This is a genomic window from Streptomyces sp. BR1, assembly GCF_052373795.1.
Lineage (GTDB): Bacteria > Actinomycetota > Actinomycetes > Streptomycetales > Streptomycetaceae > Streptomyces.
On sequence record NZ_CM126252.1, the window covers coordinates 1,042,380 to 1,063,117 of the forward strand.

Below are 20,738 nucleotides of genomic sequence, written 5' to 3' on the forward strand. Positions count from 1 at the left end.
TCCCCGCGGCCGAGGATCACACAGCGTTTTCAACCGGCGCCAGACCTCGTACAGCCATTGGCTGGGTCCTTTCGCTCACGCAATCGAGGGTTGAAGCCTGACAGGCATCTCCGACCAGGTTTCACCGGCCAGCTCTCGCCCGCCGGCCTTCGGCGTACGGCCACCCCACTGCTTGAAGAAGAACGGCACCTCGGCTTCGCGGCAGATGTCGCGAATCTCTGTGACCCATTCCTCTTTCAGCGGCCGATGGTTGGGGCCGGATTCGCCGCCGGCAATCACCCAGCCGATTCCCTGCAGGTTGAGGCTGGAGAGCGGTCCCAGGAGCGGCTCGCAGGAGAGGAAGCGTACGGCGGCGGGGACTTGACGGAGATCGTCGATGCGGTCGAGCTGATCTTCCGATTCGACGGATACGCCCATCCAGAGATTGGGCGGCCACTCGAGACGCTCCGCAAGGCGGCGAAGGCGCCTGGCGCGCTTGGTCAGCAGTTGGTACGTGTGCTGCGGTGTCGCAGCAATGACCTGAAATACCTGTTCCACAAAGGCCACAGGCACCTTTGCATGGAAGAGGTCGCTCATCGAGTTCACGAAGACCATGCGGGGCGCCTTCCAGCGGAAGGGAACCCCAAGGGCACCTGGGTGCAGCGTGAGTCCGAAGCCAGGGCCGGAGGTTCGAGGGTCGCCGTCGTTCTGATACTTGGCTGTCCCCATCGCCTTGAGGCGCCTGGCGAGGACTAAGGCGTAGCAGTTGTCACACCCTGGCGTGACTCGATCGCAGCCGGTCGTGGGGTTCCAGGTGGCTTCGGTCCACTCGATCGCGCTTCGATCGCTCATCGCTGCCTCTCCTGCCGTGAGCCTCGAAGCGCCTTGCGTACCAGGACGCTTCCTGTGCGCTGCCTAACGAACGGCGCACCGAACTGGCACGCGACCCGCCCATCATCCACTTCGAACACACGTTCCGAATAGGGGGTGCAGCACCTCAACTCCTCGGCTGGTGAGAGAAGTTGTCTTGTGGCACGGCCGTGTGAGTACGGGACCGGGCCGCCGTCGGGAGCCACGAGGAACGATCTTCACCGGACGGTCGACGGGGATGTTCCGGAGAAGCACGGTGAGGTCCGCAGCGACACCCTCGCCAACCTGCTGATCAACATTCACGGGCGCATCGTTCCAGACGCCCGAACCAGCTCCCATCCACCTTGACCAAAGAGATGGGCCCCGCACCGGAGCCAAAGCAGCCAAATACGCAAGATCGGGACCGCCAACTTGGTTACGAGGAGCCGGTGTTCAGCGCTTCGAGTACCACGCCCGCGTCGTGATCTCCTGCGTCCGCCGCCCGTTGGAGCACTGAACGGAGGTAAGGCCGGTCAGCATCACTGGTAAGGACCGTGACGAGAGCGATAGCTGCCGTGGTGTCTCCTGCGTCAGCGGCCAGTCGCCACTGTGTCGCTGCCTCATCGGGCCGACCGGTCTCCCGCAGCACATCGCCAAGGTGCAGGAGAGCATCGCGGTGCCCTTGCGTTGCAGCCTGTCTGAAGATGGACTCTGCCTCACCGAGACGTTGCTGCCTTTTGAGGGCAAGGCCCCAGTTCAGCAGGGCGGCACTGATCCCGGCATCGGCCGCTGCGCGGTAGAGGGGCTCAGCAAGGTCTGAGCGGTCGGTATCCCGGTAGAGGTTCGCCAGGTTGTACTGGGCGCGTGTGTCTCCCATGCCGATCGCGTGGTGATACCAAGCCACCGCCTCCTCCAGCCGGCGGTTCGCCTTGAGGAGGTTGGCCAGGCAGAAGACCGCTTCTTTGTCTCCCGCCTCCGCGCGGCTGCGGAACAATGGTTCGGCCTCCGCCCAGCGGCCTTCTTCCGTCAGGAGAATGCCCCAGTTGAGCACACCGTCCGGGTCGCCGGCCGCGTTCGCGCGTGCGTACGCGGCCATGGCCTCCTCCGTCCTGCCCTGGTCTGCCAGGAGCACCCCGAGGTTGAACTCGGCGTCGGCGGCGCCCGCCAGCGCGGCGCTGCGCAGGCACGTCTCGGCGTGGGCAAGCTCTCCCCGCTCCCGCAGGAGCAATCCGAGGTTGTTCCACGCCTCGGCGTTCCCGCGGGCTCCGGCTTCCTGCAGCGTCCCAATCGCTTCTTGGTACCGGCCGGTCTTCCGCAGCAGGTTCCCCAGATTCAGCAGGACGGTGGGGTCCTCCATGTCTGCCTGCGTCCGGTACACCCGCTCGGCTTCCTCATGCCGGCCCAGGTCGGCCAGGGCGACGCCGAGGTTATTCGCGGCGCGGAGGATGCCAGCATCGGCCATCGCCCGCCAGAGAAACACCGCAGCCGAAGGAGCTTGCTGATTCGCGCTGAGCGCCACGGCGAACATGTCGTTGAGATCCTTGGCTCCGTCCATGGCCTTAAACCAGATGAGCTCGTGAACCGGAACGTCCGCCCGCTGCGCTGCAGTTACCAGCTGAGGATGAACTTCCCAGGCGTCTCCTCCCGCAGGAAGAAGCATGCTGCTGACCCCGCAGCGCACCCTCCCGGCCCAGGCCAATGCATCTCCCGGCGACTCCGGACGAAGCAAGGATCCGCCACCGTCAGCGAGATGCAGCAGATGGGTGTCGAGTAAGAGGCTGGTGGACAGAGGCCCCTTGAGGCCGGCCCTGGCCAGATCAATTCCAGCCCACGTCAAGGCCGCACCGCGTGGACTGCCCCCCGCGCGATCGGCCAGCCTGAGCTCGCGCCAGAGCCGAGGCGCTACGGCGAGGCTCTCGGCAACCCCAATGGCAGGGCCAGCCTGCGCTGCCCGCGCCACACGAGGGTCCTGAGACTGGCGCGCCCTGACACGTTCCGCCGCGCTCCAGCGCCGTTCAAGTACGAGCGGCTCCATCTGTTCCAGGACGGCGGTGCCATTCCAATGCTCATGCGCTGTCGCATCAAGGGTAGCGAGAACAACGGACTTTGAGCGGAGCAGCTGCCCGATCTCGCGCACACCGAGGCATCTGCCTTCGAGGTAGCGGTGCAATTCGTCCAGCCAGAGTACGCAAGGCTGCGATGCCGCAGCGATGTCCAAGACCAACTGGGCCACCTCGGCCGGATGCGCGGGCCGCACAAAGCTGTGACCGGGCAACTCGGCTCGCATGGCTTCGTAAAGTGCACGGGTCTTGCCCGCAGCGGAATCGCCCATCAGGAGAAGCGCTCCGCCCGACTCCCCCGCCAGACGCACCCGTTTCCGGAGCACACTGTCTATGTCACGCTCCACGTAGGCGGTCAGCGTGCCGCCTTCGCCAAGAGCCACTCCGGCTTCCACTGGCGTGATGCCTGACACACAAGGCTGGCCAAGCACGTCCAGCCGCGGACACGAGGTGCGGAACAGTCCCTCGATGGAAGGGTGTTCGAGCGACTTGGCCTTAAGCCAGAGCAAGCCGCGCAGCTCAAGTGAGAACGGGTAGGCACCGCGCAAGCTGTCGAACCAGTCCCACTCGCCCGGCGTGAGGTCGAGTGGAATGATGAGAGTCCAACACGCGAGGTCGCCCTGCGCTGCCCGAACCAGCGAGTCGCGTATCTGACGGCGTCGGCTGGCATCTAGGCGCCGGGTGAAGCTCTTGACCTGGAAGACGTGCCGCTTGCCATCCGGCAGCACCAGCACGGCGTCCACCCCGCGGTCACCGCCGGCACCGTCCACGTGGCGAAGGCCGGGATGCACCATCCCAAGGAGCGTAGCCACCCCATCCTCAAACGCCTGGGGGTCCTGAGCGAGTTCTTCCCACCATGTCCATCTCGCCATGTTCGAAGTGTGCTGCACATGCGGACCACCGCGCGGGCGAATGCCCCACTGCTGGTTTTGGTTCCCCTGGACAGGCAGGGTTGAGTTGACCCGGATTCTGTAGCGGCCTTAAAGCCACGCGTGATCGCCTCAGCAGATGGGAGAACACAGGTCCGACGCCTGCACCATGGGAGCGCCCCGACGAGCTGCGTGAGCGAGCCGTCCGCGAAGTCCACACCTCCGGCAGTCCGGTCGCCCAAGTCGCAAAGGACTTGAGGATCCGCGAAGAGGCCCTACGACAGCAGGTCCGCCAAGCCGAGGCGGACCAGGACGACCGGCCCGATCCGCCGACCACCGGGGAGCGGACCGAGCTGCCCCCACTCCGCAAAGAAACGGGCCAGCCCGCTCCAGGCCACGGTCCCGATCGGACATGCCGCGCCCTGCCTTACTCACCAGCTCCACGCGCCGTAGAGATCCTCGATGATGGGCTGATGACCACACCTGCGCGCCAACCGCTCGACGCCGCTTCTCGCTCACGCCTACAGGCAGTCGTGTTCGACACGAACGCCTTCGGTCACGGCCTACCCGATCTGAGGCAACTGCGCCTCACTGCTGCGCAGATGGGCGAAGCCGGTCTTGAGACCTGGGTTCCGGAGCCGGTCGCCTGGGAATGGGCGGAGCACCTTGCCAAAGAGGTCGAGGCGTACCGCTCCGCAGCCGGGTCAGTAATCAAGCGTATGGAGCGAGGCGGGATCACTGCCGAGGTCCCCGTGCTGCCTACCGCAGACCCGGCCGAAACAACCGGGTTATTCCTCAAGGAACTTGGGGACATCCCCCATCTGACGGTACTGCCTCTCAGCGGCGACGCGGCCCGCGCGGGGTTACGCGATCAGATCATGCAGACGGGGCCGGGGCGACGCAAGCAGGGCATCAAGACCGGTGCATCCGACTCCGCATGGCTGCGCGAGGTCCTTACGGCCGCAGGCGGATCGTTCGCGGGCATCCTGCTCCTGACCCAGGACAGAGCTGACATCCATGCGGCTTGCCAGGGTTTGGGTATCGCTCCTCCAACCATGCTGACTGTGCGTGACCTTGCCCAGTCCGTTCTCGGGTTCGTGGCGGATCCGGGCCACATCTCGAAGTTGATCACCACCTACTTCGCGAACGTCATTGTCGAGCTGCACGAACTCTCCCGCGAAGGTGTTCCCGCTCATCCCGAATTCGACCTCGGGACCATCGAGGTCGATCCGGTCCTCCTGGACGGCTACCGCTGGCCGCAGATGCAGATCCACGATGTGTCCGTCCGTCACCTCGATCGCGTAGTAGCAGTGTCTGATGTCCGCGTTGATACCACCATTGCAGCGCAGAGCTCGTCGGCTGCCGGCAAGCAGGTCACCTCAGGCACCGCCGAAGCGACGGTGGAGGCTCTTGCCGATCTTGAAGTGTGGACTTACGAGATCGACAGAGACGGGGAGGTACAGATGGATTCGCACATGCTGTACGACACGCGAGTAATCGCCCCGGTTCTCGTCCAAATCAAGAATGGCCTCGTCCTCAACGTCTCTCCGCTCGGGGACACCCGAGCCGGGCGCTCCAACGACGAGACCGGGAGGAATTCATCCTGACTGCGCGCATTTTCGGTGCAGGTGCACGGACTCCGAGCAGCTGCATGCGCGTCGGAAATATAGCGGCGGATGCCCGGTTACCGAAACCGGGGATCCGCCGCATCCTTATAACTCCACCGCCACGCCCTGACCGCGCCGTCAAAAGGCAGCACCACGACAGCAATCCAAAAACATCGCATCCCGGCCACGCACGACCGTCCTGACCTCCGGCGTCCTACGCCGCTGCATAGCTGAGTCGGAACAGGTCCTGGGCATTCTCAAGAACCCGCTCCGTGCGCAGCTGCAGCTCCAGGGCGCCGGTGTCGTAGTGACCGAGACCGGCCATCTCCCGGGTGAAGCACGCAGCGAGGTCGACCTCCTCCTGGTTCACCTTGAGGTAGACGAGGAGCTTGGTCTGCTGCAGCGGGCAGGCGCCAGGCGAAGTTCGGAAGCCGCAGGTAGGCCGCGTACGGCTTGCGCTGGTCTCGGGTGACACCTTCACCGAGGCCGACCAGCGCGTCGTCGACGCAACCGATGATCTTCCCGCTCGCCAGGTATGTAACGCCCGGCACCATCTCCATCTGCGCCTGGACGAGGCTCTGCACATCCGTGCCACCTGGGGCGGGACAGGGAGCGTGGAGGAAGCATCCAAGGCGTTCTGATTCTCGCGGGCGAAGGGCTACGACCTGGTTCGCCAGGGGAAGTTTCCGTGCCCTGTGTTTCCGCATCGGCCGCAGCACGCGGGTCCCACCGCGTCCCTGCTTCGGGTGCTCGACAGCGGCGAGCCCGAGCACAACGGAGCCCACGAACGATGCCGGATACCGTCTTGACCAGCCCCCGAAGAGGCCCCGCCGGAGCAATGAGCAATCGGTGGAGTCTCTTCGTGTCACGGGCGAGTCACCAACCCCATAAACACCCTCCCACCCAACGGCCCCGAACTAGACATACGTGTCCGCATTGGACTGGCTGGACGCCCTAAGACGGCTTTACCTACCTGTGCCAGGTGGTGCCGAGGGAGGGGCCGAGCACCAGCACGGGGGCGTCGTCGGGGCCGTCGATCCGGTACTGCAGGGTCGGGGTCTTCGTCGTCTCGGGCGTCTCAGTCACTTCGCTCACTCGCTCCAGGGTAGTGAGCGCAGTGTCACGCTCCGGCCACGGGGTCCCGACGCCCTCGCGGGGCGAGCCTCCTGTCGGGTCCGCGTCCAGTCCGGGGCGGGACGCTGAGGGGACCGCATATCCCGGAGGTGAGACCCATGGCCCGATTACGGGTGGCCGTACGGCCGCAGGTCGAGGAACGCGTTGTTCCGGCCGCCGTGCCCCGCTGGCCCATCGTCGTGATGCGTACCGTCACCTGCCTGTTTCTGCTGCTCGTGCTGGTTCAGCCGGTGCTGGCGGGGCTGTTCATCACCGGTGACACGGACATGCTGCGGCTGCACGCGCTGAACGCCACGTTCATCTCCACCGCGAGCTGGCTCAACGTCGGCGCCGCCGCTGCCGTGTGGCGGTTCGGGCGCGGGCCGCTGTGGCCCGTCGGGCTCACGCTGGTCATCGGCGGGCTCGTGGAGGCGCAGAGCGGGTTCGGCTACTCCCGCACGCTGGCCCTGCATCTGCCCCTTGGCGTCGGCCTCACCGCTGCCGCGACCGCCCTCACGTACTGGGTCTTCAGCCAGCGGCGGACCCGGTGAAGGCGCCATTGAGTCGACGGGGCTTCCTCGGCGCGTCCGGCGCCGCCCTTCTCGCCGCCTCCGGGTGCGGTGTCCTCACGCGCGAGGTCTCCGGGCGGACCGTGCGGAGCCGGGCGCGGCTGCCCGAGCCGTTCCGGGTGCCGCTGCCCCGGCCCGTCGTGGCCAAGCCCCTGCGGACGACCGACGGCACCGCGTACTACGAACTCGTCCAGCGCGAGGCCCGGATCGAGATCCTGCCCGGGCTGCGGACCGCCGTGTGGGGGTACGACGGGCGGTTTCCCGGAACGCTGATCGAGGGGCGTTCGGGGCATCCCGTCGTCGTCCGGGTCCGCAACGAGCTGCCCGTACCGACCTCCACCCATCTGCACGGCGGCCTCCAGGCGCCCGAATCCGACGGCTATCCGACCGATCTGCTCGTGCCCGATGGTTATCAGCACATGGCCGACGGCGGCTCGATGGGATCCATGGCCGATATGCCGTCCATGCGTGTCGCCCCCGAGGACTGGACGTACACCCGCGGCAGCCGGATCTACCGGTACCCGCTCGACCAGCCCGCCGCCACCCTCTGGTACCACGACCACCGCATGGGCTTCAGCGCCCCGCAGGTCTGGCGCGGGCTCGCCGGGATGTTCCTCGTCCGCGACGGCGTCGAGGACGCTCTCCCGCTGCCGAAGGGCGACAAGGACATCCCCCTCATGATCTGCGACCGCTCCTTCGACGAGGACGGCTCACTGAGCTACCCCTCCCTCGATCCCTCGTTGACCCAAACGCCTGGCGTACGTGAGGAGTTCATGTCCGGAGTCACCGGCGACGTCGTCCTCGTCAACGGCGCGCCCTGGCCCGAGCTCGAAGTCTCCGGTACGCGGCACCGCCTGCGGATCCTCAACGCCTCCAACGCCCGGCGCTATCAGCTCGCCCTGGAACCGGGCCCGCGTGACGGCTCGGCTTTCACGCAGATCGGCAGCGACATGGGGCTGCTTGAGCACCCCGTACGCCATGACGTACTGCCCGTGTCGCCCGGCGAGCGCTTCGACGTCGTGGTCGACTTCGCCGCCTTCCCTTACGGATCGACCGTCACACTGGTCAATGCCCTTGAAAGCGGCGGCAGTCGGAACGTCATGCGGTTCCGGATCAGCCGTCGGGAGCGGGAGGAGTCCGCCCCGGTGCCGGAGCTGCTCGCCCGGGCCGAGGCTCCCCGTACTCCGTCTCCCGCAGCTGTACGGAAGTTCGACTTCCGGCGTACCAACGGGGACGGCGGGGCGATGTGGACGATCAACGGCGAGCCGTTCGACTCCGCGAAGTCGCTGGCCGCGCCGGGGGCCGGGACCGTCGAGCGGTGGCGGTTCTCCAGCGACTTCCACCATCCCGTCCATCTGCACCTGGCCCGCTTCCGGGTCGTCGCCCGCGACGGCAAGGCGCCCCGGGCGGCCGACGCGGGCTGGAAGGACACCGTGGACGTGCGGCCGTACGAAGTCGTCGACGTACTGGCCCGGTTCGCGCCCCGGACCGGGCGCTCAATGATCCACTGCCATAACCTGGAGCACGAGGACATGGCGATGATGGCCAACTTCGAGATCGTCTGAGCGACTTGCGACCGGCTACGCCGCGAACATGTCCAGCAGCCTGCGGCCCGGCTCCCGGTGCCGCTCCAGGATCTCGTCCCCGGACAGCACCGCCCGCTGGAGGCGCTGGAGCCTCGGCGACGGGTCCAGGCCCAGTTCCTCGACCAGGCGGTTGCGCAGCTGGGCGAAAGTGACCAGGGCTTCGGCCGAGCGGCCCGAGCGGTACAGGGCGATCATCCGCTGGCCGTAGAGGCCCTCGTGCAGGGTGTGCCGGGCGGTGAGCACCGAGAGTTCGGCCAGCAGATCGGCGTGGCGGCCCAGGCACAGCTCGGCGTCGATGCAGCGTTCCAGGACGCCCAGGCGGCTCTCTTCGAGGCGGGCCCGCTCGATCTCCAGGAGGGGGCCGCTGCGGATGCCGGCGAGCGCGGCTCCGTACCAGAGGCCGAGCGCCTGCCGGAACACCTCCACGGCCCGCTCGTCGTCGCCCGCCTCGAACATCCGCTGGCCCCGCGCCGCGAGCCGGTCGTACTCGATCGCGTCGACCGTACCGTCGGGCATGCACAGGCAGTAGCCGTCGTGGCGGAAGACCAGGATGTCCTTGGCCGGGGGGCAGGGGCGGCCCGCGACCGAGGCGTCGATCACCCGGCGCAGCCGCATGATGTACGTCTGGAGGGTGGTCGGGGCGCTGCGCGGCAAGTCGTACCCCCACAGCTCTTCCATGATCATCGGCACCGGCACCACACGGTTGGCGTGCAGGGCCAGCAGGGCGAGGATCTGCCGGGTCTTCGCGGCCGTCGGCAGGATGGGGGAACCGGCCGCCTCTGCGTTCAGCGGTCCCAGCAGCGTGATCTCCATCTGGACTCCAGGCCGAGAAGGGGGAGTGGCGATGCGGGGAACGCGTGGATCGCCCCGCACCTCGAAGGTGTCACTTCGGGGCGGTCGGAACCAGTGCGACGCTCCCCGGTCCTCGGTGATCCGTACAGGGTGCGGACCGTGAATCCTTCATATCCGCCGCGCAGTTGGGGATGCGTACTTGGCGCGTCGGCGGGGAGAGGTTCGGACCTTTGTCGGTTAGGGTCTGTCGTCAAGAGGACGAGTCGCGGGTCACCTGGGGGGTTCCGTTGATCCGGATCGTGATCGCCGAAGACATGCACATGGTCAGAGGGGCGCTTGTCGCCCTGCTGGAGATGGAAGACGACCTTGAGGTGGTGGCCGAGCTCTCCTCCGGGGACCAGCTGGTGCCGACCGCGCTGGAACTGCGGCCCGATGTCGCCATCATCGACATCGATCTGCCGGGGCTCGACGGGATCAGCGCCGCCGACCAGCTGCGGACGGCCGTGCCCGAGTGCCGGGCGCTGATCCTGACCAGCCTCGGGCGCCCGGGCACCTACCGCCGGGCGCTGGCCGCGCGGGTGTCGGGCTTCCTGCTCAAGGATGCGCCGCCGGACCAACTGGCCGATTCCGTACGGAAGGTGGCGGCCGGCGGGCGGGTCATCGACGCCCAGCTGGCCCTCGCCGCCTGGGACGTCAAGGAGAACCCGCTGACCCGGCGGGAGATCGAGGTGATGCGGCTCGCCGCCGACGGCGCGGAGGCGATGGAGATAGCCACCCGGCTCTTCCTCTCCATCGGCACCGTGCGCAACTACCTCACCACGGCGGTGACCAAGCTCAACGCGCGCAACCGGGTCGACGCGATCCGTATCGCTCAGGAGAACGGCTGGCTGACCTGAGCGCCCGGCGTGCAGCCCGCGCGCGGCACCTCGACGACCAGCCGGTACCAGCCGTCGTCCGACAGGCCCGCGGTGAGCCGGCCGCCCAACTGGGCGGCCCGCACCCGGAGGTTGCCGAGGCCGCTGCCGCCGTCGCGCCCGCTGCCCGGTCCGTCCTGTGAGACGCCGTCGTTGGCGACGGTGATACGGACCGAGGCACCCTCGCCGCCGTTCCCGGCGCCCACGCAGTGGGCCTCGATGACGCAGTGCTGCGCCTTGCTGTGGCGCAGGATGTTGGTGACGCCCTCGCGGATCACGACGGCCAGGACCGTGCCGGCCTCGCGGGAGACCGGGCCGAGGTCGAGGTCGATGCGGGCGTCGATCTCGGCTGCGGCCAGCACCTCCTCGGCCGACGCGGCCTCGGCGTTCACCGACATGGCCCGGTAGCCGCTGGCCACCGCGCGCACATCGGCGAGCGCCTGCCGGGAGATCTGCAGGATGGCCCCCAGCTCCTCGCGGGCGCGCTCCGGCCGCTGCTGCACCAGCCGCAGCGTGAGTTCGCTCTTGAGGGTGATGGCGGAGAGCCCGAAGCCCAATAGGTCGTGCAGGTCCCGGGCGATGCGCAGCCGCTCCTCGGAGACGGCCAGGTCGGCCAACTCCTGGCGGGCACGGTGCAGTTCGGAGACGAGGTTGGAGAGCCGGGTCATCCCGTACACGATGAGTCCGGTGAGCACGGTCGACACCGCGAGATACGACGTGTCGATCCAGCTACTGCCCAGCGCCGCCGCGGTGCCTGCGGTGCCGAGGGCGATCGCGGCGAACATCAGCCAGCACAGCGGTGCGGCGACGACCAGCAGGCAGGACCCGGCGAGGAAGCCTCCCATGCCGCCCCAGGTCAGCTTGAAGAACAGCAGCGGGACGAAGGTGAGCACGGCCTGTGCCCCGAGGGTCCAGAAGCCGTACCGCGCCCGGATCCGCCAGGCGCCGGGCGCGCTGTGCACCGCCTGGAGGCCGAGGAGCGCGACGCTGGAGAGCGCGCAGAAGGTCAGCAGCAAGGGGCCCGGATCGGCGCTGACCACATTCAGTACGGCGATCAGCGCGAAGCCGAAGAACACGATCAGGACAATGGCGAAGGCCAGCCTCGGGGGCAGCTTCTCCCGCTGGTCCTGACCGGAGATCCCAAGGCCGGACAGCCATGGCAAACGCGGCACCGTCACGCTCTCCCCCTGAACGTCAACAGGTACGCCGTATACAGCGACGCCGTCATGATAGGGGTACCGCGCGCACATGAGAGGGTCACTCTCACGCCGGTTCTTTCTCGCCTTTCGTTACGCCTACGCGGCCGGCGGGCGCAGGCCCTCGCGCAGCTCGACGGCCGAACGGTCGTGCCAGTGCGCGTCGTTGACGTCGACCCACTGCGGGCGACAGCGCTCGGCCTCCTGCGGCGCGGAGCCGAGCACGAAGGAACCCACGGCCGACTCCGTGCGCCAGTCGAGCCCGAACGCCCGCGCGCACAGCTCGATGTCCTCGCTGCACACCGCGCAGGCGGCCAGGCCCATCGCGGATCCGACCAGGTAGAAGGTCTGGAGCAGCACACCCACATGCTTGAGCACCAGCGCGTAGGCGAGGCCCCCGTACTTCCACGACAGCCGCTGGAACCGCGAGGTCAGCGTGATCAGCACGGACGGCGGCCCGGACAGCGCGGCGGCCGCGACGGCCCCCGCCATGAGCTCCTCGGCCGCCGCCCACTCCTCGTTGACGGCGACCAGGCAGTGCTCGTCCGGCGCGTAGTAGTGGATGCCGTCCGGCACGCCCTCGCAGCCCCGTACGGTCAGATACAGCTCCAGGTCGTAGGCGGCGCCGCCCGACGGGTAGGGCCGGTCGCTGACGGCGTGCGCCAGGGTGTCCGCTCCCGTCTCCCGTACGGAACGTACACGGGCCGTACGGTAGAGGAACTCGCCGAGCGTACGCAGTGACAGCGGCGCCGAGCCGTAGCCCCGCGTGGAGTGGCGCCCCTCCAGGACGGTGGTGAACTGCGGGTCCCGGCTGAGGAGTTCACCCAGGTCCGGGCGGGGCAGCGCCACCGTGGGCCCGGCGGGGCGCTTCTTGACGGCGGGCTGGGGGTCGATGCTCCCCGCGTGCGCGAAGGTGGCGCCGAAGTCGCCGTCGTCGCGTCCGGTGACCGAGCGGGTGTGGAACAGCAGGTCGGGGGCCGACCAGGTGCGCAGCGCCGCGTCCTCGTCCTCCTCGAACTCCTCCCCGCCGGACTGCGACACCAGCACCATGCCGGTGCCGATGAGATGGCCGAGGATCTCCCGCACCACCGGCGGCGCCAGCGGGGTACGGGCGGCCGCGTCCTCGGGCAGAGTGGGCCGCCCGAGCGCCGCGACCACCCACTGGGCCTCGGGCGCGCACAGCACCACGCGGTGGAGCGACAGCGGCGACTCCAGGACGAAGCGGTCGCCGTCCCGGCGCAGCACCGCGAACCGCGACAGCTTCAACAGACGACCTTCGGGCGGTGGTTCGGGATCGAAGCGGGCCGTGCGCGCCAGCGGCACCACCGAGAGCAGCAGTTGTCCGCTGTCACGCAGCGCCAGGGAGCGCACCACCAGGTCGTGCAGGCTGCGCAGCACCTCCGCGAGGACGCCGTCGCCGGCCCGGATCCCCTGGATGTTCGCCAGGTTCACCGGGCCCAGGGTCATCCGGCGCAGCGCCTCCAGGAGCACCGGCCCCGGCCTGCTGATGCGCAGGTCCAGCCAGCGGCCGTGGATCTCCACCGTGTGGCCGTCGTCGGAGGGCTCGACCCGTACGTCCTCGCGCAGCGACCACAGGGCGGTGGCCTCCTGGGGGCGGCGGTCGGGGGTGCTGGGGTGCGACACGGTGGGCTCCTGGTGGGGCGGAGGCGGTCGGGGCTCAGACGAACAGCGGCAGCGGATTCAGGTCGGCGGCGGGAGTCGGTGACGCCAGCCGGCCGAGCGCGACCGGCACGTGGAAGAGCCTGCCGGGGGCGAACCTGGCCCAGAACGAACGCAGCCCCGGGACCAGGACCTTGACCACGGGCAGCTCGGTCTCGGGCCGGGTCTGGTCCAGGACGAGCAGTTCGAGGCCCCTCTCCCGTACGGACGCGGTCACGGCGGCGACGTCCTCGGCGAGGTCCACGCACGCGTGGCGCGGGAACTCCCGTACCGGGCGGGCGCGTTCGCCGTCCTTCGGCCGCAGATGGGGCTGGTTGTCCAGGGTGGCGGTGCGCCACCACTGAAGGGGCGCGGGATCGGTGAGGCGGTAGCCGTCGCCGTGGCGGCAGGCGCCGAGGGCGGCGGGCAGCAGCTGGTTGAGCTCGGTCATCGCCCGGCGCAGGGCGATACGCGCGTCGAAGTGGGCGCCGAAGCCGAACACGATGTCCTCGGCCGGTTTGTCGGTGCGGCGGGACAGCGCCGCGAAGACGGGGATGCCGAAGTCGGAGGTGAGGTCGAGGGCCCAGACCTCGCGGCGCAGGCTCCGGTGCACCTCGCGCAGCTCGCCGGTCCACAGGTCCCCCGTGGCGTCGAGGTCGACGGCGGGCTGGCGGGTGCGGTTGTACCACCACAGGGCGACGGCGTCGCGCTCGACGAGTTCCAGGAAGCCCTGGAGGACGGCGTCCTCCAGACTGGTGCCCGCCGCGTTGCCGTTGGAGTCGGCGCGGCAGAACTCCCGCCCGGCGGCGGGGCGCACGCCGTCGTCGGCGGGCGGGAAGTAGAGCAGGGCGGTGGGCAGCAGCCGCTCGCACTGCCCGGTGAGCGACCACAGGGGCGTCCAGTCGATCTCGGCGTCCTCGTCGAACGGCTCGGGCACATGGTGGAACCCGCCGTGGCAGGCGTTCCAGGCGGCCCGGTCCGCGAACTGCTCCGGCGCGTACAGCTGGCAGCTGCCCGGGTGCACGGCCCGCTCGCCGAGAGAGCGGTAACTCGCCCTGATCCGGGGCTCGTCGCCGTGCAGACAGCCGGAGTAGCGCTCCACCGACTCGCACAGCGCGCTCACCCTGGCGTCGAGCGCGGTGACGCCCTTGCCGCCGTTGAGCTGGCGCAGCCCGGCGCGCACCGCGCTCAGGCCCTGGCCGCCGCCGACCGGATTGGCCCCGGAGCTGTAGCTGTTGAGGAACGCGGGCCCGCCCTCGACCCGGCTGACCTCCGCGACGACTCCGGTGATGGGGCTGACCAGATGGCCGTACGCATCGAGCATGCGCTCGGCGGAGCGGGCCCGGCAGCCGCCCGCGTCGGGCGCCCGGAGCCGGGGCACCGGCACGATGGGCACCGTGGCGGCCGGGGTTCTCGGGGTGCCGCAGTGCGGGCACTGCGGGCGCCTGCGCAGCCGGTGTTTGCGGGAGTCCAGGGTGAGCGTGTCGAAGGTCAGCACGCACTCCTGGCCCGGATACCGGTGCCCGGCCAGCCACTTGGCGGTCTCCACCGCGGTGAGCTGGAGGCCGGTGGCCCAGGTCGACGGCAGCCCGGCGGCGGGGTGCGGCCGGTCCGGCACCCGGCCGGTGGCGGCCCGTATGCGGGACTCCACCGCACGGTGGCGGCGCAGCGGGTGCGCCAGACAGCTCCAGCAGGGGCCGTCCGGGTGGAAGACCGGGCCGACCCAGACGGTGGCGCCGGTCGGCTTGGCGATCAGCCAGGGGCGGCCGGCGGCCCGGTGCTCGGCGTCGATGGCGGGCAGCGCGGCGCTGAGGTAGTCGTCGCAGACGACGACCGTCAGCGCCGCGCCCGGAGTGGCGCCCACGGCGGCCCGCACGCCGCCCGCGCCAAGGGCTCCCGCGACCGCGTCGAGGTCCAACTCCCCGACCGCGCGCAGCTCCACGGTCGCCGAGGCGCTGCGGCCGCGGGCGCTCTGCCCGTCGAGGCCGGCGAGTTCCCAGTACGCCTCGACGCTGTGCTCGGCGGGCCCCACGGCCGCGCCGGCCTCGCGGTACTCGATGAAGCCCGCTTCCGCGAGCCGCTCGATGAGTGCCTCAAGGCGCCGGGGCGAGAGCGTTCCGGCGGCTTCCCGCAGCAGCGCCGCGAGGTCGCGGCTGCCGTCGAGCAGGGGGGCGAGGCTCTCCAGATGCGGCGCCCTGACAGCGGTGACCCCGTGTTCCGAGATCAGATACGTCGCGTCGTCGGGCACCACCTCCGCGCGGAGGTGGCGCCGGAACCCGATCCGCAGCGAGGTCATGACGTCAGGTCGCCCGCCCAGCAGAGGGAGAACAGCGCGGGCCGCCCGCTGGGGGCGCTGAGCACTTCGATGACCAGCTCCAGCGGCTCCTCCTCGGGCAGCAGCGGGAGCCGGGCGGCCTGGGCGTTGGGTGTCGTGCGGTGTTCCTGGGCGGAGAGCGGGCCGAACATCGACATTGAGGACTCCCCCGTCGGCGTCGCCGTCCGGCGCGGACGGCGACTGGAATAGGAGCACTCAGGATGTGCGTCGGCGCTCCCCGTCCGACAGTGCCGTCCTCACCAACCGGGTGTGCCGTCGTCACCCGCGCCGTGTGAGGAATTCATGTCTCCGGACCGCGCGGGAGCCGGTCCAGCGGCGGTCCATCCGGATGTCCGGCGCCCGGGGCGATCGTCGGCCGACGAGCCGTGCGCCCAGGAGCGCGGCGGAAGGGGGAACGCCATGGTCGCCGCGGTGCGCACGCGTGCGGTGGAGGAGACGCTGGACCGGCTGCTCGCCTGGTCCTGCCGGCACACCCGGCCGGTGCGGCCCGGGGTGGTGCGCCTGGTCGTGGACACCCCGGCCGGGGACCGGGACCGCTATGTGGTCGCCACGGACGAGGGCTGCTCGCCGGCCGGGGCCGTCTTCCACCAGCCCAACGCGACGGTCCGGGTGGGCCAGGAGTGTCTGACCCGGATCGTCCTGGGCGAGCAGCGCGGCTCGGTGGCCTTCGCCGCGGGGCTGCTGAGCATCGAGGGGGACGTCGCGTTCGCCATGAGCTGGGTCGACCAGTGGGGAAGGGAGTCCAAGTGAGCGTCCTCAGCGAGGAGACGGTCCCGCCGCCGGTCGATCCGGAAGCCCAACTGGTCGGTGCCCACGGCCGGTTGGCGGAGCTGCGGCAGATCAAGCGGGACGTGCTCGACGGGCCGAGCGCACGCGCGACCGAGGCGCAGCACGCCAAGGGCAAGCTGACCGCGCGCGAACGCATCGCGCTGCTGCTCGACATGGACTCCTTCACCGAGCTCGAACCGCTGCGCAGGCACCGCGCGACCGGCTTCGGCCTGGAGGCGAGGAAGCCGTACACGGACGGCGTGATCACCGGCTGGGGCACTGTCCACGGCCGTACGGTCTTCGTGTACGCGCATGACTTCCGCGTCTTCGGCGGCGCGCTCGGCGAGGCGCACGCGCAGAAGATCCACAAGGTGATGGACCTCGCCGACTCGGCGGGCGCCCCGCTGGTCAGCCTCAACGACGGGGCGGGCGCCCGGATCCAGGAGGGCGTCACGGCGCTCGCGGGATACGGCGGGATCTTCCGCCGCAACACCCGGGCGTCCGGGGTGATCCCGCAGATCTCGGTGATGCTCGGCCCGTGCGCGGGCGGCGCGGCCTACTCCCCCGCGCTCACCGACTTCGTCTTCATGGTGCGCGAGACCTCGCAGATGTTCATCACCGGACCCGATGTGGTCAAGGCGGTGACCGGCGAGGAGATCACGCACAACGGCCTGGGCGGGGCCGATGTCCACGCCGCCCTGTCGGGGGTGGCGCACTTCGCGTACGACGACGAGCGGATCTGCCTGGAGGAGGTGCGCTACCTGCTTTCGCTGCTGCCGCAGAACAACCGGGAGCTGCCGCCCGCCCTGCCCGGCGACGACCGGGACGACCGGCCGTGCGACGCGCTGGTCGACCTCGTCCCGGCGGACGCGGCCCGCCCGTACGACATGCGCGCGGTGATCGAGGAGATCGTCGACCACGGCGAGCACTTCGAGGTCCACGCGGCCTGGGCGGGCAGCGTGGTGTGCACCCTGGCGCGCCTCGGCGGCCAGGTCGTCGGCATCGTGGGCAACCAGCCGTGCGTACAGGCCGGGGTCCTGGACATCCACTCGTCGGAGAAGGCCGCGCGTTTCGTGCAGACCTGCGACGCCTTCAACATCCCGCTGGTCACGCTGCTCGACGTGCCGGGGTTCCTGCCGGGCGTCGGCCAGGAGCACGGCGGCATCATCCGGCACGGCGCCAAGCTCCTCTACGCGTACTGCAACGCGACCGTGCCGCGCGTCCAGTTGATCCTGCGCAAGGCGTACGGCGGCGCCTACATCGTGATGGACTCCCGCTCGATCGGCTCGGACCTGTCGTTCGCCTGGCCCACCAACGAGATAGCGGTGATGGGGGCGGAGGGCGCGGCGGGCGTCGTCTTCCGCCGGGAGATCGCCGCCGCGGACGACCCCGAGGCGGCGCGCGCCCGGCTGATCGCCGAGTACCGGGAGCAGCTGATGCATCCGTACTACGCGGCGGAGCGCGGTCTGGTCGACGACGTCATCGATCCGCGCGACACCCGCCGGCTGCTGATCGCCTCGCTGCGGACGCTGCGCGCCAAACACGCCGATCTGCCGTCCCGCAAGCACGGCAATCCACCGATGTAGCGGCCGCGGGGCCCCTGCGAAACCATGGCGGCACGACCGCTCAGGTCGTGCCGCTCCGTCGCGAAGGAGGACATATGCACACGCTCCCCTGGTCGTCCGGGCCCGCGGCCCGCTACCAAGGTGAAGTCGTCGTCCTGGCATCCCGGTTGAGGCTCAAGTCCCTCGTCCGCGTGCCGCGCTTCTTCATGCTGTCCGGCGGAGTCTACCGGCAGGCCCGGTCGTCGGAGGGTGCCGTGGGTCTCTCGTTACGGGCCGACCCCTGGCACAAGACGTTCTGGACGCTCTCCGCGTGGGAGAGCGGCAAGGCGATGCAGGCGTACATCAAGGCCGAGCCGCACTTCTCCACCATGTCCCGGCTGAAGCCCGCGATGCGCGACTCGCTCTTCGTCTCCTGGCGCCAGGACGCGGCCGTGGCGCCCTCCTGGGCGGAGGCCGACCGGCGCCTGGCCGAACAGGAGCGCGCGCAGGAGCGGGCGGCGCGTCAGGGGTGACCGAAGAGCCGCGCGGCAGCCCCGGCGATGTGCTCCTCGCCGGGGCCGGCCGCGCGTGTGCACAGGACGAACCGCACCGGGGACCGCGTCGGACCCACCGTGTCCGCGAGCAGCGCCGGAAGCAGCGCCGCCGGGGTGCTGCGCACCAACTCGGCGCCCTGGGCGAGGAGTTCGAGTCCCCGCAGCCGTTCGGCCGGCGGCAGCCAGTCGAGGAACGGAATGCGTACGTCGTACGGTTCGGCCGTGCCCGGTCCCGCCGCCGCGAGCCACCGCACTTCGGCCGGTGCCGCCGCCAGCTCCTCGGCGAGCAGCGGGACGCTCTGGCGGTCGCGGCCGAGGACGACCAGGACGTTGTGGCCCGACGCCAGCCGGGCGGCGAGGGCCGCGGCCTCGGCGGGCCCGGGCCACAGGCCGACGGGCCGCCACCGCCCGGGCCCCGGCCGGTCCCACAACAGCCGTCTGTGGCCCTCGAAGACGACGAGTGTGTCGCCGTACAACACCGCCGCCGGTGTCGGCGCGGTCAAGGGGTTCTGTTCTGTGATCATGCACTCTCCTCGTCGGATCAGACCGCCTCGGCGGCGGCCGCGCGGGCGAGGCCGCGCAGCACGGCGATCCTGCGGCGCTCCCCGCGCGCCAGCGGGCGGCCCTCGGCGCGGGCCCCGGCCGCGATCCGGTCCGCCCGCCGCAGACACTGCCGTACGCTCTCCGCGTCCGGGCTGCCGAAAGCCGTGCGGGCCCGGCGGCCCAGCTCCTCCATCCGCGCCCTCGCCCGCGTGCGCAGATCGGCGATGCGCGCGCTCCTGGCCCCGTCTGCGGTGGCCGTCAACGCGGGCCCGAAGACCAGGCGGGCCCTGACGCGGCGCGGAATCGCCGCGCCCTTGGGCAGGATGCGGTCCGAACCCCACAGCATCACGGGGACGACGGGGACACCGCAGCGCACCGCGAAGTAGAACGGCCCGTCGTGGAAGGGCAGCATGGTGCCGCCGGTCCCGCGCGTGCCCTCCGGGTAGGTGCACAGCACGTCGCCGCCGTCGACGACCTCCTTCAGGGCGGCGACGGCGTGCCGGTCGGGTCGGTCGCCGTCCAGCGGCACGCAGCCGACGCTCAGCCGCAGCAGGCGTTTGACGGGGTGGCCGAAGTTCGCGGCCTTGGCGGGGAAGTACACATACCGGCCCCGGGCGGCGAACAGCGCGGTCTCCAGCAGGTAGTGGTCGAAGAAGCTCAGGTGGTTGGCGGTCACGATGAACGGCCCGCCGGCGGGGATGTGGTCCAGGCCTTCCACCGCGTCCACGTGGTGGTGGGCGACCCACTGCCGGAACGAGGTGGTGAGCGTCTCGTGGATCCTGAAGCTGCCCTTGTGGGGGTTCACGGTCGGTACATCCCTTCCCTGGGGGAGCCGCGTCCGTACGGCCGCCGGATCCCCGGCGGCCGTACGGGACTTCGGACGGTTCAGGCCGTCTGCGCTTCCCGGGCGGCGCGCGCCTCGCGCTCGTGCTCCAGGGCCTCCGGGAGCGCCATGAAGCGGCCGGTGAGCCCGGCGGTGAGCAGGCCTACCAGGACCACGAGATAGACCCAGGTGAGCGGCCGGCCCCAGTGCACCTCGTCCGAGTAGCGCACCAGCGCGATCAGCGACAGCGTGCTGAGCGTGACGTCGGTGAGGAACCCGGCCCGCATCCGGTGCAGATCGTGCTCCCACAGCGCCTGCCAGGCCCCGGCGCCGAAGGCGAAGAACCAGGCCCCCAGCATCCGGGCGTCCAGCGCGTCGAGGTTCCAGGCCCAGTGGCGGCCGACCGCGCCCGGGGCGATCCACAGCGCGAACGCGAGACCCCACAGCACGGCGCCCATGACGGCGGTCGGGATGCTCACATCGGCCCGCATCGGGGCCGGTCCGCGCTCCTCGCGGGCCCTGGCCTTCGGGTCGTGGACCTGCCACACGAGGTACGCGGTGAGGGGGAAGCAGGCCAGCGAGGCCAGCCACAGCCAGGCGAAGGCGCGGGCGAGCGCGCCGCCGCTGGTGAAGTGGAAGTCGTCCCAGTAGATGAAGGTGAGCGCGAGCGCCGAGACGAGCAGCGTGATCGGGGCGAAGACGGTGCCGCGGGCGCTCGTCCAGTCCCGCTCGCGCAGGGTCAGCACGAACATGGTGCAGGCCCCGCCGTACCCGGCACCGAGCACCGCGGCGCTCAGCGGCGACCCGGCGCTCCAGGCGAAGCCCGAGCCGGTGCGGGAGCTGAAGAGGTAGAGCGGCACCAGACAGGCGACGCAGTGGATGAGCACCGGCCAGAAGAACAGGCTGCGCAGCCAGCGGTGCACGGGCCGGTGGACACTCCGTATGGAGAGCGCCGGTGTGGTCACGGTGGTCATGGGG

At 70.2% G+C, this 20,738-nt stretch carries 19 protein-coding genes and 2 pseudogenes; 8 read left to right on the forward strand and 13 right to left on the reverse strand.

Annotation, left to right across the window (positions count from 1 at the left end; all coding sequences use genetic code 11):
* Nucleotides 1–75: 75 nt before the first annotated feature.
* Both ACT1U9_RS04750 and ACT1U9_RS04755 read right to left on the reverse strand, forming a co-directional pair.
* Nucleotides 76–831, reverse strand: a complete 756-nt coding sequence (locus ACT1U9_RS04750) for a DUF5131 family protein (RefSeq protein ID WP_444537112.1) — start codon at nucleotides 829–831, stop codon at nucleotides 76–78.
* 433 nt (nucleotides 832–1,264) lie between these two features.
* Nucleotides 1,265–3,760 (reverse strand): tetratricopeptide repeat protein, encoded by a 2,496-nt coding sequence (locus ACT1U9_RS04755; RefSeq protein ID WP_444537113.1) that lies wholly within the window; start codon nucleotides 3,758–3,760, stop codon nucleotides 1,265–1,267.
* 185 nt (nucleotides 3,761–3,945) lie between these two features.
* Between ACT1U9_RS04755 and ACT1U9_RS04760 the strand changes: the two are divergent.
* A pseudogene (locus ACT1U9_RS04760) lies at nucleotides 3,946–4,074 on the forward strand (transposase); the annotation flags it as partial.
* Here the strand turns inward: ACT1U9_RS04760 and ACT1U9_RS04765 are convergent.
* A complete protein-coding gene (locus ACT1U9_RS04765) occupies nucleotides 4,033–4,155 on the reverse strand; it encodes a hypothetical protein (RefSeq protein WP_444537114.1) in 123 nt (40 codons plus the stop codon). The pseudogene ACT1U9_RS04760 and the gene ACT1U9_RS04765 sit on opposite strands and share 42 nt — an antisense overlap.
* A 75-nt stretch (nucleotides 4,156–4,230) precedes the next feature.
* On the opposite strand from ACT1U9_RS04765, the gene ACT1U9_RS04770 reads away from it, so the two are divergent.
* Nucleotides 4,231–5,364 (forward strand): hypothetical protein, encoded by a 1,134-nt coding sequence (locus ACT1U9_RS04770; protein ID WP_444537115.1) that lies wholly within the window; start codon nucleotides 4,231–4,233, stop codon nucleotides 5,362–5,364.
* Between the two features lie 214 nt (nucleotides 5,365–5,578).
* Here ACT1U9_RS04770 and ACT1U9_RS04775 read toward each other — a convergent pair.
* Nucleotides 5,579–5,885, reverse strand: a pseudogene (locus tag ACT1U9_RS04775) (hypothetical protein); the annotation flags it as partial.
* A gap of 448 nt (nucleotides 5,886–6,333) precedes the next feature.
* Nucleotides 6,334–6,459: a hypothetical protein gene (locus tag ACT1U9_RS04780; RefSeq protein ID WP_444537116.1), complete on the reverse strand. Its 126-nt coding sequence runs from the start codon at nucleotides 6,457–6,459 to the stop codon at nucleotides 6,334–6,336.
* A 137-nt stretch (nucleotides 6,460–6,596) separates the two neighbouring features.
* Between ACT1U9_RS04780 and ACT1U9_RS04785 the strand changes: the two genes are divergently transcribed.
* Both ACT1U9_RS04785 and ACT1U9_RS04790 read left to right on the forward strand, forming a co-directional pair.
* A complete protein-coding gene (locus tag ACT1U9_RS04785; RefSeq protein ID WP_444537117.1) occupies nucleotides 6,597–7,028 on the forward strand; it encodes a hypothetical protein in 432 nt (143 codons plus the stop codon).
* Between the two features lie 8 nt (nucleotides 7,029–7,036).
* Nucleotides 7,037–8,611, forward strand: a complete 1,575-nt coding sequence (locus ACT1U9_RS04790) for a multicopper oxidase family protein (protein WP_444537118.1) — start codon at nucleotides 7,037–7,039, stop codon at nucleotides 8,609–8,611.
* Between the two features lie 15 nt (nucleotides 8,612–8,626).
* Here ACT1U9_RS04790 and ACT1U9_RS04795 read toward each other — a convergent pair whose 3' ends face one another.
* Entirely contained in the window at nucleotides 8,627–9,445 is an 819-nt protein-coding gene (locus ACT1U9_RS04795; protein ID WP_444537119.1) for an AfsR/SARP family transcriptional regulator, read from the reverse strand.
* Between the two features lie 266 nt (nucleotides 9,446–9,711).
* Between ACT1U9_RS04795 and ACT1U9_RS04800 the strand changes: the two genes are divergently transcribed.
* Complete coding sequence (locus tag ACT1U9_RS04800) at nucleotides 9,712–10,320, forward strand: response regulator transcription factor (protein ID WP_444537120.1); 609 nt, start codon at nucleotides 9,712–9,714, stop codon at nucleotides 10,318–10,320.
* On the opposite strand, the gene ACT1U9_RS04805 is transcribed toward ACT1U9_RS04800, so the two are convergent.
* The 4 genes from ACT1U9_RS04805 to ACT1U9_RS04820 form a co-directional block, all read right to left on the reverse strand.
* Nucleotides 10,296–11,516 (reverse strand): sensor histidine kinase, encoded by a 1,221-nt coding sequence (locus ACT1U9_RS04805; protein ID WP_444537121.1) that lies wholly within the window; start codon nucleotides 11,514–11,516, stop codon nucleotides 10,296–10,298. The genes ACT1U9_RS04800 and ACT1U9_RS04805 overlap by 25 nt on opposite strands.
* Before the next feature lie 117 nt (nucleotides 11,517–11,633).
* Entirely contained in the window at nucleotides 11,634–13,178 is a 1,545-nt protein-coding gene (locus tag ACT1U9_RS04810) for a SagB/ThcOx family dehydrogenase (RefSeq protein WP_444537122.1), read from the reverse strand.
* Nucleotides 13,179–13,212: 34 nt separating this feature from the next.
* Nucleotides 13,213–15,489 (reverse strand): TOMM precursor leader peptide-binding protein, encoded by a 2,277-nt coding sequence (locus tag ACT1U9_RS04815; protein WP_444537123.1) that lies wholly within the window; start codon nucleotides 15,487–15,489, stop codon nucleotides 13,213–13,215.
* Entirely contained in the window at nucleotides 15,486–15,665 is a 180-nt protein-coding gene (locus ACT1U9_RS04820) for a hypothetical protein (protein ID WP_444537124.1), read from the reverse strand. Before ACT1U9_RS04820 ends, ACT1U9_RS04815 begins: the two co-directional genes overlap by 4 nt.
* Nucleotides 15,666–15,927: 262 nt before the next feature.
* Between ACT1U9_RS04820 and ACT1U9_RS04825 the strand changes: the two genes are divergently transcribed.
* The 3 genes from ACT1U9_RS04825 (at nucleotide 15,928) to ACT1U9_RS04835 (ending at nucleotide 18,373) form a co-directional block, all read left to right on the forward strand.
* Nucleotides 15,928–16,278: an SCP2 sterol-binding domain-containing protein gene (locus tag ACT1U9_RS04825; protein WP_444537125.1), complete on the forward strand. Its 351-nt coding sequence runs from the start codon at nucleotides 15,928–15,930 to the stop codon at nucleotides 16,276–16,278.
* Nucleotides 16,279–16,328: 50 nt separating this feature from the next.
* Nucleotides 16,329–17,882 (forward strand): acyl-CoA carboxylase subunit beta, encoded by a 1,554-nt coding sequence (locus tag ACT1U9_RS04830; protein WP_444539008.1) that lies wholly within the window; start codon nucleotides 16,329–16,331, stop codon nucleotides 17,880–17,882.
* Nucleotides 17,883–17,956: 74 nt separating this feature from the next.
* A complete protein-coding gene (locus ACT1U9_RS04835; RefSeq protein WP_444537126.1) occupies nucleotides 17,957–18,373 on the forward strand; it encodes a DUF3291 domain-containing protein in 417 nt (138 codons plus the stop codon).
* On the opposite strand, the gene ACT1U9_RS04840 is transcribed toward ACT1U9_RS04835, so the two are convergent.
* The 3 genes from ACT1U9_RS04840 to ACT1U9_RS04850 form a co-directional block, all read right to left on the reverse strand.
* Nucleotides 18,364–18,918 (reverse strand): hypothetical protein, encoded by a 555-nt coding sequence (locus ACT1U9_RS04840; RefSeq protein WP_444537127.1) that lies wholly within the window; start codon nucleotides 18,916–18,918, stop codon nucleotides 18,364–18,366. The two genes, ACT1U9_RS04835 and ACT1U9_RS04840, sit on opposite strands and share 10 nt — an antisense overlap.
* A gap of 17 nt (nucleotides 18,919–18,935) precedes the next feature.
* A complete protein-coding gene (locus ACT1U9_RS04845; RefSeq protein ID WP_444537128.1) occupies nucleotides 18,936–19,742 on the reverse strand; it encodes a lysophospholipid acyltransferase family protein in 807 nt (268 codons plus the stop codon).
* An 80-nt stretch (nucleotides 19,743–19,822) separates the two neighbouring features.
* The gene (locus ACT1U9_RS04850; protein ID WP_444537129.1) at nucleotides 19,823–20,734 is read right to left on the reverse strand and encodes a hypothetical protein; all 912 of its coding nucleotides are present in this window, start codon (nucleotides 20,732–20,734) and stop codon (nucleotides 19,823–19,825) included.
* Between the last annotated feature and the right edge of the window lie 4 nt (nucleotides 20,735–20,738).